This is a genomic window from Ferdinandcohnia sp. SAFN-114 (assembly GCF_059415045.1).
In genome coordinates, this window is sequence record NZ_JBPFDQ010000023.1 from 49,019 (window position 1) to 61,055 (window position 12,037).

12 protein-coding genes are annotated in these 12,037 nt (G+C 32.9%); 8 read left to right on the top strand and 4 right to left on the bottom strand.

Annotation, left to right across the window (positions count from 1 at the left end; genetic code table 11):
- Nucleotides 1-72 precede the first annotated feature (72 nt).
- The gene (locus tag ACR65M_RS09630) at nt 73-711 is read left to right on the top strand and encodes a hypothetical protein (protein WP_440273198.1); all 639 of its coding nucleotides are present in this window, start codon (nt 73-75) and stop codon (nt 709-711) included.
- Between the two features lie 102 nt (nt 712-813).
- Nucleotides 814-975 carry a hypothetical protein gene (locus ACR65M_RS09635; protein ID WP_440273199.1) on the top strand — a complete coding sequence of 54 codons (162 nt, stop codon included), beginning with the start codon at nt 814-816 and terminating at the stop codon, nt 973-975.
- A gap of 194 nt (nt 976-1,169) precedes the next feature.
- On the opposite strand, the gene ACR65M_RS09640 is transcribed toward ACR65M_RS09635, so the two are convergent.
- Both ACR65M_RS09640 and ACR65M_RS09645 read right to left on the bottom strand, forming a co-directional pair.
- The gene (locus ACR65M_RS09640; protein WP_440273200.1) at nt 1,170-1,655 is read right to left on the bottom strand and encodes a spore coat protein; all 486 of its coding nucleotides are present in this window, start codon (nt 1,653-1,655) and stop codon (nt 1,170-1,172) included.
- A 91-nt stretch (nt 1,656-1,746) separates the two neighbouring features.
- The gene (locus tag ACR65M_RS09645) at nt 1,747-1,959 is read right to left on the bottom strand and encodes a hypothetical protein (protein ID WP_440273201.1); all 213 of its coding nucleotides are present in this window, start codon (nt 1,957-1,959) and stop codon (nt 1,747-1,749) included.
- 537 nt (nt 1,960-2,496) lie between these two features.
- Between ACR65M_RS09645 and wecB the strand changes: the two genes are divergently transcribed.
- The 6 genes from wecB (at nt 2,497) to ACR65M_RS09675 (ending at nt 9,772) form a co-directional block, all read left to right on the top strand.
- The gene (gene wecB, locus ACR65M_RS09650) at nt 2,497-3,585 is read left to right on the top strand and encodes a non-hydrolyzing UDP-N-acetylglucosamine 2-epimerase (protein ID WP_440273202.1); all 1,089 of its coding nucleotides are present in this window, start codon (nt 2,497-2,499) and stop codon (nt 3,583-3,585) included.
- Complete coding sequence (locus ACR65M_RS09655; RefSeq protein ID WP_440273203.1) at nt 3,578-4,564, top strand: polysaccharide biosynthesis protein; 987 nt, start codon at nt 3,578-3,580, stop codon at nt 4,562-4,564. The genes wecB and ACR65M_RS09655 overlap by 8 nt, the downstream gene beginning before the upstream one ends.
- On the top strand, nt 4,565-5,392 hold the full coding sequence (locus ACR65M_RS09660; protein WP_440273204.1) for a dTDP-4-dehydrorhamnose reductase family protein: 828 nt from the start codon (nt 4,565-4,567) through the stop codon (nt 5,390-5,392). It begins immediately after the preceding gene.
- A gap of 14 nt (nt 5,393-5,406) precedes the next feature.
- Nucleotides 5,407-6,303: an NAD-dependent epimerase/dehydratase family protein gene (locus ACR65M_RS09665; protein ID WP_440273205.1), complete on the top strand. Its 897-nt coding sequence runs from the start codon at nt 5,407-5,409 to the stop codon at nt 6,301-6,303.
- 77 nt (nt 6,304-6,380) lie between these two features.
- Complete coding sequence (locus tag ACR65M_RS09670) at nt 6,381-7,082, top strand: glycosyltransferase (RefSeq protein WP_440273206.1); 702 nt, start codon at nt 6,381-6,383, stop codon at nt 7,080-7,082.
- Between the two features lie 161 nt (nt 7,083-7,243).
- Nucleotides 7,244-9,772, top strand: coding sequence for a glycosyltransferase (locus ACR65M_RS09675; RefSeq protein ID WP_440273207.1), 2,529 nt, complete (start codon nt 7,244-7,246; stop codon nt 9,770-9,772).
- Nucleotides 9,773-9,972: 200 nt separating this feature from the next.
- On the opposite strand, the gene ACR65M_RS09680 is transcribed toward ACR65M_RS09675, so the two are convergent.
- Both ACR65M_RS09680 and ACR65M_RS09685 read right to left on the bottom strand, forming a co-directional pair.
- Nucleotides 9,973-11,082, bottom strand: coding sequence for a S8 family peptidase (locus ACR65M_RS09680; protein ID WP_440273208.1), 1,110 nt, complete (start codon nt 11,080-11,082; stop codon nt 9,973-9,975).
- Between the two features lie 160 nt (nt 11,083-11,242).
- Nucleotides 11,243-11,878, bottom strand: coding sequence for a class I SAM-dependent methyltransferase (locus tag ACR65M_RS09685; RefSeq protein ID WP_440273209.1), 636 nt, complete (start codon nt 11,876-11,878; stop codon nt 11,243-11,245).
- Nucleotides 11,879-12,037: the final 159 nt, after the last annotated feature.

Genomic DNA, 12,037 nt, shown 5'->3' on the forward strand with positions numbered 1-12,037 from the left:
TGTTAAACTAATTGTCACCCTGTTTTGACTGACTCATATAATGAAGTATGTGTTAAACAGGAGGTGTTGAAATTGAACTCATATAAGTCGAAAGAGAGACAGTATACAGAGGCACAGCTAAAGCAGATTATTGCTGATTTGCGTTCACAGCTGGTCGTTTATATGGAAAAAGCAGCGGGTTTGGATGATGAGAAACAATCTGAAATAAATCGTCTTCAAGAAAAATACGAAGAACTCAATAAAAGAAATAATGATTTAGAAGAAGTACATGCAAATTTGGTGAAGGATTATGAGCAAAAATTAAGGGCATTAGAAACCGAAAAAAATAATTATCTTAGGGAAAGTAAAGAATTAGTAGAAAAGGTAAAAGAACTAAACGAAAAATACGAAAATAAAGAAAAAATTTATACACAGCTGGTAACTGAATTTGAGAAAATCCAAACGGAAAATAAGGAACTGGTAAAAAAAACCGAGTTAGAAAATAAACAGCTTGGTGAAATCGAAGATGCAGAAGAAAATGGGCAAGAGAAGAAATCGGATGTGACCGAATCATGGTTTCTTCGGAATTTGAAGCAACAACGTGCGATTACAAGTAAAATACAAAATAGTGAAAATGAGCATTATTTTTTTAAAGGAAGTGCTTATTCCAGTCAGCATCAAACTTTTTTACAACCGAAAAGGTATTCAAATGATAACCGTAAAAGTAAGTAAAAAATGAAACACTCTTACTCTCACTTTCATATGATGAGATAGGGGTGTTTTTGCTTATTTGCATTAAATCACGGTTTTATCATCTTAGAAAGGAAGGATATTGTGAAAAAGAAGCGACCCAATATACAATTATATAGTGGTAGTGTAACGAATCAACCAACTGTTAAAAAGGATAAAAACGTGCAAGTGTTCTCCGGCCAAAAACCTGTGCCAACTTATAAAAGTGGAGGATGTGGTTGCGGGAAAAAGTTAAAGAAAAAATAAATAATTTTAATTTTTTGTTTTTGATCTTTATCGTCCAAGAAATCGGATGAAACACCCTTAAGCTGATTTTTGTTAGATTGATATATAGGGGTCCACTAGTTTTCTTCCACTATTTTATAAATTCATCGTATCATTTTAGATTGCCCGATAAAAAAAGAGTCCCGAAGCTGTAGCCCGGGAATCTCTTTTTTAAATTACAAAATATCCAATTGTGCTACTAGAGCAAGTAGGATTTGAAGTGAAATTTGAATGGAAATCGCAACATCGGTATCGGTTGTTGTGACACGAACACCTCTTGAATTCTCAATGAGCGTCGTTTGTTGGTTGATTTGTCTGACTTTTGAATACTGTGTAAGCTCTTGAGTAATTCTATCACTTGTTGTGCTATCTGCGATTGATAGTCTAATTACTAATGCAATTGCAGCTTGAATTGCAGCCTGAAGAGTAATCGCAGCTTGAGTATCAGTTGTAGACACCTCAATATCTGCAGAATCCCTAATTACAATAGCTTCACTAGACACTTGTTCTGTTTTAGAAAATTGTTGAACTTCTTGATTTTCACTGTCATCTAGAGGATGAACAGATAGAGGATTAAGAGCTGACCAAGTGTGGGGGGATGTTCTAGTTGTTGTTCTTGCGTTTACTGGTGAATTTTGATTTCCTAAGGTATATCTTGCCATATTTTATTCTCTCCTTTCTTGTTTGATAGTATATTCTATGATTTTAGTATTTAAAGTGTATAGATAATAACCTTAGTATATTCACATATTTTTATCGTTTTTTATTGAGGTTATTAAAGAAAGAATCAGCTTCATTCTTAAGATTTGCAATCAATTCTCTCAAATTGTTTTTTTCCTCAGGAGTCAAACTATTGACTTTTTTATCAACCACTTTATATTTATCAAGTGTTTGCTGTACTAATTTTTCAGTTGTTTTTTCTGAAAGGGATAAAACCCTTTTTAGTAGTTGTTTCTCATTTTTCATCTTAAATCCCTCCTTTCCTATATAAGGTATGTAGTAGTAAAAGTGGTGTATAGACAATAGCAACAAGTAGAACAAAAATTAGGTTCAAAGAAGCATCTAAAAAGCTGTAATCAAACTCGTTTTTCATACCTCCCAAAAGCTCACGTTTTCAAATACAAAGGTCTTCCAAGTGGACCTTGTAAATACCCCATCTATTACTATACTTTGGCTATTTTGATGTGCCGAAATACCCCAGCATTCACCATATTAAGGACATGCAACTATTTTTCATAGAAAATGGTTATTGCACCATACATATCTATACTGATCTGAGTATGATAAAGAAGATATAAATTAGTGAAAACATATATAGTAACTACGGAAGAGTATGTTCCTATAATCAAAGACAGATACCAGATATAAATGTTAATCAAGTTATAGGGAGCAGCATCAAAGAGATACTGGTTCATGTATTGCATTAACAGCGTCAAACTTTATAGAGAAAATGATAAAGTTCCAGCGGGACATATTTTTGATTATTAAAAAGGAGGAATGACTATGAAGGTGATGACTATTTTAGGCACACGACCTGAAATTATACGGTTAAGCCTTATTATACAGAAACTAGACAAGTATGCTGACCATATTTTGGTGCATACAGGCCAAAATTTCACAGCCTCATTAAGTGATGTATTCTTTAAACAACTAAAAATTAGAACTCCAAATTATGTATTAATTAACCAACAACAATCTTTGGGAGAACAACTATCATCGATGTATAAAAATCTAGAAGGTATATTCCTAAAAGAAAAACCAGATAAGGTTCTCATATTAGGTGATACAAATAGTGGCTTAAGTGCAATCTTAGCGGAAAGAATGGGGATTCCTGTTTTCCATATGGAAGCTGGGAACAGATGTTTTGATCTTGAAGTGCCAGAAGAAAAAAACAGACGTATAATTGATGCTATTTCAAGTTTTAATTTGCCGTATACCCCTCAAAGTAAAGAAAATTTAATAAGTGAAGGAATTCCTAAGAATCGAATTATAATATCAGGAAATCCAATTTATGAGGTTTTGGACCATTTTAAAAATGAAATTGATCAAAGTGATATTTTGGATAAACTTTCATTAACAACAGGTCAATACTTTTTGGTTACAACTCATCGAGCAGAAAATGTTGATCATGATAATCGTTTGTTGGAAATTATGAAGGGAATTAATACCCTTGCAGAGATATACAAAAAAAGAGTGATATGCAGTATTCATCCCCGTACTAGATCAAGAATTGAAAGTAGTTCAAAATTAAGTGTTCATCCATTAGTAGAATTTTATGAGCCTTTTGGGTTCTTCGATTTTGTGAAACTAGAGAAAAACTCTTTTTGTGTTTTAACTGATAGTGGAACAGTACAAGAAGAATGTTGTTTGTTTCATATTCCCACTGTAACAATTCGTAAAACTACTGAAAGACCTGAAACGATTGAGTGTGGGAGTAATATGTTATCTGGTATTAACGCAAATCAAATTGTAAATTCAGTAAAGGTAATGACAAATCAACCAAAAACATGGTCTATTCCAGAAGGATATAATCACAAAAATGTATCAGATAAAGTCATTAAAATAATATTGGGAGGTATGAAAGTTGTTTAGTAATCAAACCGTTTTAGTAACGGGTGGTACAGGTTCTTGGGGATATGAATTAGTTAGACAACTATTAAAAGAAAATCCAAAAGAGATTCGAATTTTTACAAGAAATGAATCTAACCAATTTACTATGAAACAAGAATTTGATAATCATCCCAAGCTACATTTCATTATTGGAGATATTAAAGAAAAGGATGCGTTAATCGAAGCATGTTGTGATGTTGATTTTATTTTTCACCTCGCAGCTTTAAAGCATGTCCCTGTATGTGAAGATCAACCAATTGAAGCCTTAAAAACGAACGTTATCGGGACACAGAATGTGATCGATGCTGCTATCACCTGCAATGTTCATAGAGTGGTTTATATTTCTACAGACAAAGCCGCTAATCCATCAAATTTCTATGGGCTATCTAAGGCGATGGGAGAGAGACTAATAATTCATGCAAATACCCTTAAAACAAATACAAGATTCGTATGTATTCGTGGGGGAAATGTTCTAGGTACAAATGGAAGTGTCATTCATGTGTTTAAAAGGCAAATTCAAGAAAAACAAAAGGTTGGAATCACGGACTTAAATATGACACGTTTCTTTTTAACTCTTCAGGATGCTATTAAATTAGTGTTTAAGGCAACTATTGAAAGTTTAGGTGGAGAAATATTTGTGATGAAAATGCCGGCATGTAAGATTGTTGATCTGGCTCAAGTATTAATAGAAGCTTCTGGTAAAGAAAACATTGAGATTGAAGAACTCGGAATTAGACCAGGTGAAAAAATTAATGAATTACTGTTATCGAAATATGAAAGTAAAACAACAATTGCTTATGATGATGAATACTTTGTGATTCTGCCGTCTATTCACATCCCGGGATTAAAGGAGCATTATTCTAACTATAAACCTATTAACCTAGAAAGCTATCATTCCGGAACTGGCTTAATGAGTCAAAATGAAATTAAAGAAATGTTAATGAAAGGGGGCTTTATTTAAATGAAATTATTAATCCTTGGTGGAAAAGGGATGGCTGGACATGTAATGACATCATATTTCATTCAAAAACAAGAATATGATGTTTACTATACATCAAGGGATTCAAGTGATCCTAATAGTCTTTATATGGATGTTACGGATGTAAAAAGAGTAGAAGAAATTATTGAAATGGTGAAACCAGATATAGTTATTAATTGTATAGGAATCTTAAATGAGAATGCTAGTAACAACCCCTTATTGGCCCTACAGGTAAATAGCTTATTACCGCATCAATTAGCAAAATTAACTGAACGCCACAATGGTAAAGTTATCCAAATCAGTACAGATTGTGTTTTTCTGGGGAATAAAGGTGATTACACCGAAAAAGATATTCCAGATGGAACATCGGTGTATGCACTCTCTAAACAATGGGGGGAAATTATTAGCGACAAACATTTAACTATCCGTACTTCAATTATTGGCCCAGAGTTGAAAAAAAACGGTATAGGATTATTTTCATGGTTTATGAAACAAGTCGGTCAAATTAAAGGATATGAAAATGTTCTATGGAATGGTGTGACAACACTTGAATTAGCTAAAGCTATTGAAGAAATGATCAAAAATAATGTCACAGGCTTATATCATTTAGGTGCTAATACTAAAATTTCAAAATACGCTTTACTTAAGTTAATTCAAGATGTATTTGGAAAAGATGATGTAAATATCATTCAAGATTATGAAATACAACTAGATCGTACGATTAAAAGTACAAGAACTGATTATAAATATGATATTCCCTCTTATCTGGAGATGTTGAAAGCATTAAGAGATTGGATGAATACCAAATGAAACACCCCCCTAAATTGTTAATTACTGGAGCAAGTGGGTTTACCGGTCAACACGCAATAGAGTATTTTTTAAATGCTGGATTTGATGTAATAGGAGTTTCTAGAAAAAGTAATTTTTTAAATGATGAAATTAAAATAGAAGCCTGTGATCTTACAAATAGAGATGCAGTAACAAAATTAGTTAAAAAAACTCAACCCCAGTATCTTCTACATTTGGCAGGACAAAACCACGTTGGACATTCATGGATTGATCCGATTTCTTCGCTGGAGATAAATAGTATGTCTACAGCTTTTTTACTAGAGGCAATCCGTCAGGAGAAATTAGATTGTAAAATTATTATTGTCGGATCTGCCCTCCAATTTGATCCAACTATGCCAACAACCCTAACCCATCCTTATAGTTTAAGCAAAACACTTCAAGTCGTTATCGCACATTCGTGGGCCCATCTTTACGATATGCATATTGTCATCGCTAAACCCTCAAATTTAATAGGACCCGGTTTCTCGAATGGTGTTTGTTCAGTTATTGCACGAAAATTAGTAGAAATAGAGGAAAATAGAGCAGATAAGGTTATTAACATAAATAATCTAAACGCGAAACGTGATTTTATAGATGTAAGAGATGCAGTTAGAGCATATGAAATCCTTTTAACAAAGGGGAAAAGTAACGAAATATATGATATTTGTTCGGGGAAAAGTCGTTCCTTAGGAGAAGTTATTAACAACTTTAAAACTTTAACTGAGGCAGAATTTGAAGTAATATCACAAACTGACAAAAATGAACAACATGTGGAAATTATTCCTCGAACACTAAAAGATTTGGGATGGGAGCCAACAATTCTATTTGAAAATTCATTACAAGATATCTTAACCTTTTACCGTAAACATCATAAATTGAAAGCAAATGAATAACCAGGTTAACAAAAAGAAAAGGATAAAATTCAAATAAATAGATAAAGGAGTGAATGGTGGTGGATGCTTTTCAGCCTTTGGTAAGTGTAATTATTCCTTTTTATAATTGCCCATATGTAGATCAAGCAATTGAAAGTGTGTTAAAACAAACTTATCCTAATATTGAAATAATTGTTGTTAATGATGGGTCAACTCGGAATACTAATTTACTTACGCAATATTTATCAAAGATGATCTATCTAGAACAAAAGAATAAAGGTGTTGCTGCTGCCTTAAATCAAGGTATTAAAAAGGCAAAAGGAGAATATATAGTTTGGCTCAGTTCTGATGATCTATTTCATCGAAATAAAATTAAATTGCAAGTTAAATATATGAAGCGAAAAAACTCTTTGATATCGTTTACAGATTTTAATTTGATTGATGAACATAGCAATCTGATTAAGAAAAATGTAAGTAAAAATTATTTGAATGACTCGGAGGTCCTGCGTACTTTCCTTGTTAGTTGCCCTATTAATGGCTGTACCGTCATGATGTCAAAAGAAATAATCTCATCAGTAGGTTATTTTAATGAGAAACTAAAGTACGCACAAGATTATGAATATTGGATTAGAGTTGCACTTCTATATCCAATTCATTATTTTCCTGTAAGTTTGACTAACTATAGAACCCACCATCTAATGGGGTCTGTCATTCATCGTAAAGAACAAATGGAGGAATTTAATATCGTTAAAGATAAGTATTCTCAGGCTATCCGCAGTTTACTTTCAAACAAAGATTAACTTAACTAACTGTTGGAAGATCATCATCTCGATCATTTTATCTTAAATAAATCTATTTATTAATTAAGGAGAGTATAGTTAAATACAAAATTTTCTTATTAAAATACCCTTCGTGTATATAAATTTTAACTGGTTAAAATTTTTTGAAAGGAGATAGAATTTTGAATACAAAAATTCCAAACCTTCCCCCGTTCTTAGTCAATAGTATTCATAAGAGTGGAACACATTTACTCCGACAACTTTTATCTGGAATACCTCATCTTGTATATAAGGGATTTATATATTCCGGGATAAATACACCTGAAAATCATTTTTACCAAATCAGGAGTGCGGGAGAAAACCACTATATGTGTGGACATATTCACTACGATAAATTATTTGCTCAATTGATGAAAAACCAAAAGGTAAAACATATTTTTTTGATTCGTGATCCCAGGGATATCTTAGTCTCATTTCAATATTACTTAATGAAAGAGCTATCTCATACACCTATAGCCCAATATTTTACAAAAAATAAGTTTAATAAAGAAGAAAGATTATCCGCTCTTTTACAAGGGGTTGAAACTGACAACTTTAACTATCCATCATTCTATGATTCGATAAATTACTATTTAAACTGGATGAATGATCCTGACATATTAATAATCCGTTTTGAAGACCTAGTTTGCTCAAGAGATTCCCAAAGATATCAACTTAAAAGAATACTGAAGTTCTTATACGAGAACGAGAATGCACTATCCGAAGAAGAAATACAGAACTTGATATTACTAATGGAAGCTGCTAATAATCCTAAAAAATCTGATACATTCCGTACAGGTAAAATTGGAAATTGGAAACATGAATTTACTCAAACCACTAAGCAAAAATTTAATAACTTAGCAAGGCCTTTACTTGAAAAAATGGGATACGAAAAGGAAAATTCTTCTCTTACGTTTACCGGTAATGAAATTATTGGAATAGATCCACTGTTTACAGACATAAAGGATAATTTTACCTATGAATGTTGGATAAAGCCTAAAAAAAGTCATACTTTTAATCAGGTAAATGTACCACCAGAAACTAAATATAAGTCCTTTTTAATAGCTCCAACAAGCTGCAAAAATTATGCTAACGCAGGTGTTGGATTATCCGTGGCAACAAACGGTATTATTGTTTATGAAAATAGTGCAGACCTTTCTTATGTTCCTGTTCTGAATTATGAGAAAGAAATACTAGATTGGACACATGTCGCGCTCGTCTATAAAAACAAAAAACCAGAACTTTACATTAATGGAGAAAAGGTAAAAGAAGGTAGCATAAGTCGAAAAGGACATGTGATTCCATCCGGTGTTTTTGGAGGAAATCTTGAGGGGAACCATTTTAAAGGAGAGGTCCGTTCTTTAAAAGTTTGGAAAAAAAGTTTAAAAGAGGAAGAAATAAAAAAAAATATAAGGAGATCTTTATTTGAAGGTGAGATGGATCTTTATTGGGGAGTTGATTATTATAACAATTCCACTTATCGAAATGGCGTAAAACAAGAAACAAAGGTAAGTGTTATTATGCCTAATTATAATAAATATCCTCAAAATTTATTAGCATTGAAGTCTTTTGAGTTACAAAATTTCAAAAAAGATGAATTTGAAGTTCTTCTTGTCGATGATGCATCTACTGATTCATCCATCTCTATATTAATACAAGAGAAGTTTTCTTTTCCTTTTAAATATATTCGAAGCCACACAAATATTGGCCGACCTAGTGTTCGTAATTTAGGGATAATACATGCAAGAGGTGAGGTTATTGTTTTTCTAGATGCCGAGATTCTTGTTAAGCCTGATTTTATCTATCAACATTACATGGCGCATCAGAACAATAAAAGTGTGGCCGTAAGTGGCAGTATGATATTAAGAGGGGTATACTCAATGTATTATCCTAATTTTAGCATTTCTCAAAAAAGACATCTCAATAATATGCTGAAATTATATGGAAAGGATATACAGGAATTATGTGAAAATGAACCAAACAATCCACTACAAATTCTTTCAGATAAAGACATTAACAATCAAAACTTTATCAACCTTTCTTTTGGAAAAGAACATCAACGTCACTTTAAAAAAACACTTTTTAATATTTTTGGTAATGAAATGGAAAAATTTCATTTTCCATGGTTTATTTTCTGTACGGGAAATGTATCAGTGAAATTGAAAGATTTAAAAAAGGTAGGGTTTTTTGAGGAATATCCTGGCTATGGGTGGGATGATATTGAGATGGGATACCGGTTGCATAAAGCTGGAATTCAAATTGTAAACCACCCGGGGTTAGTGACTTTTCATCAAGAGCATCCAATTGCAGAAACGAATAATAATGATGCGGACCGTAATTTTTATTTTTTCTTTAAAAAATATACTGAAATCCAAATGAGGGTGTTTGCACTAGTATTGTTCCATATTACACCTACCAATGTTCATTATATATACGATTCTTATCTTCAACTTAATAAATTGTTTCCAAATCAATATGCTGAAATTAAACAGTCATTTTATTTTATGTTAAATAAGGTTGCATTTAATAATGCAAACGGTCTTCCACTAAAAAACCTACTTAAAGGATCTCCATACAATGAAATAATTATAAAAGGACAATTAAAAGAATTAATGAAAATTCCAGAGATATATACGTTTGCCTCAAATTATCTCAAATTATTAGACTCCTGAGATACTATACCTTTTCGGAAGAAAGAGCCTCCCCCTATAATTTCACAAACTGAATATTTAGTAGATTGTTAGCTATATTGGTTTTTTTACTGACCAAGTTACAAAATACCATTAAATATAAAAGGACCGGGCCTTGCCCGGTTTTTTCTAACTTCTGTTTAATTTCTAACCCTATATTATTTGTAGTTATTTGGAATATACTAATTTTTAGCACGTGTAATAGCTTTCAACGCATCTATTCTTCCGTACTGGTATAAAACTCCGGTACCATCAATTTCTTCAGCAGTTTTTTGGATCGCTTTTTTGATTTGTCCTTGGGTCAAAGCTGGATTTGTTGCAATAAGTAAAGACGCAAGTCCACTTACGAATGGAGCAGACATAGAAGTTCCACTTAAAGAACCATAATTTGTGCATTCAATTTCGTTCGGATGGTTTGGGCAAGTGGAAATGATGGTAACTCCAGGAGCGGCCACATCAACCCATGAAGCGCCAAAGTTGGAGAAATTCGCTTTTTGGTCATTCTGATCTGTTGCAGCAACACTAATTGAATAATTATATGCTGCTGGAAAGTTTCTTGTATCCGTATTCTCGTTCCCAGCTGATGCTATAACAACGACTCCTTTGTCCCTAGCAAATAAAATCCCTTCCCGAAGTGTTTGAGATGCACCAGGTCCTCCAAAGCTCATATTGATCACTTTTGCTCCTTGGTTTGTGGCATAAACGATACCTTGAGCTATCCAGCTATCAAAACCAACTCCTTGATCGTTCAAGACTTTGATATTTAATAGTTGCGGTGAATTAAATCCCATACCGGCAACACCAATTAAATTATCTGTAATAGCAGCTGCGATTCCCGCTACATGGGTTCCATGTCCATATAAATCGTCTACAGTTGGTGAATCAGTGAAATTTTGATTGTCAACTATTCGAGAAGACAGATCTTCATGATTTTGGTCAATGCCTGTGTCCAGAATAGCAATCGGCACACTTGGTGGTGAAATGACAGCTCGATTCCAGGCACGGGTACCCCTTACCTTTGAGATGCCCCATTGCTCCGGGAAAAGCGGATCATTGGGTATGACATTTACCTTTCTAATTTGATCCTCTTCAACAAACCTTACATTTGGATTTGAAGAAAAATAAGATTTAAAAGAGGAAATCTGTTCTTCTGATACCGTACAGACACAAATATTTAAATGGTCATCCATTTGAACAATAGAAGCATTAATGTGACAGTTATGAATGAATTGACGTATTCCTTTATACCCTTTTTTACATCCAATAATCACTCGTTTTGTTTCTCTAGACATTCTATTTTCACCTCCTAAAAAAGAATAAGGAAAATATTGTAGGTAAAAACCTTTTTATACTATATTCATTTATTGAATAAATGGAATGTATGTTTGTCCTAGTCTTATTTAAAATCCATGCCTTTTTAATAGACTAATTGAATAACTCTCTTTTCCTTTTTTATTTTCTTAATTTATATAACGCCCACGTTTGGCCATTTGGATGTGGGAATTGCAATACAGTGAAACTAAGACCAGCCTTTTCAGCCCAAACTTCCATTGTTTTAAGTGTATATTTAACGCAACCTGGATATACCCATTTTTCCCCCTTATAATCCGTTGTTCCCTTAACAAACGTAGCAATAAAAGTTCCATTTTCCTTTATACATTTTGCTACTTCTAGTAAACATGTATTTATTTGGGCAGGCGAGGCATGCGAAAAAATAGATTGGGCTAATATATAGTCAAACTTCATATTGAATGTACTTAATAAGAAATCAGATCGATATATAAATCTTGGTTTTTTTACCTTAATAATATCGTTACCGAGTTCTTTTTCTATTCCTTCATTAACCAGCCATTGGTTCGGTTCTATGCCATAATATCGATTTGGAAGTAGATATGGTATAAATAGTTTTCCTCCTCTTAAGGACCCGCACCCGATGTCTAACAAAGTATGAATCTCCCTTAGCCCTAATGATGTGAGCAAATTAAACTGCATAGCTGAAATAAGGTCATACTTTTTGGGAGGACCAACATAAGCTTTGTAATGTTTATCTCCTGCTTTTAACCAATTACTTTTCCCTTTGTTTGTCATGTCTAAAACACCTCATTATTCTTTCCTTTTTGTGAAACATAACATTTTTTGATTTCGAGGGTGGCCCCAATCCCCTATATACTGATACTATGTCAAGAAAATAGACACAGATTTTTCTACCGCGCTTTCGCTTGGTAGCCTTCATAAAAAAGTTTAAAT

Excerpts from the sequence above, each read along its gene's own strand:
- ACR65M_RS09645 (WP_440273201.1), bottom strand. The coding sequence starts at position 1,959 with ATGAAAAATGAGAAACAACTACTAAAAAGGGTTTTATCCCTTTCAGAA.
- ACR65M_RS09680 (WP_440273208.1), bottom strand. The coding sequence starts at position 11,082 with ATGTCTAGAGAAACAAAACGAGTGATTATTGGATGTAAAAAAGGGTAT.
- ACR65M_RS09685 (WP_440273209.1), bottom strand. The coding sequence starts at position 11,878 with ATGACAAACAAAGGGAAAAGTAATTGGTTAAAAGCAGGAGATAAACAT.
- wecB (WP_440273202.1), top strand. The coding sequence starts at position 2,497 with ATGAAGGTGATGACTATTTTAGGCACACGACCTGAAATTATACGGTTA.
- ACR65M_RS09660 (WP_440273204.1), top strand. The coding sequence starts at position 4,565 with ATGAAATTATTAATCCTTGGTGGAAAAGGGATGGCTGGACATGTAATG.
- ACR65M_RS09640 (WP_440273200.1), bottom strand. The coding sequence starts at position 1,655 with ATGGCAAGATATACCTTAGGAAATCAAAATTCACCAGTAAACGCAAGA.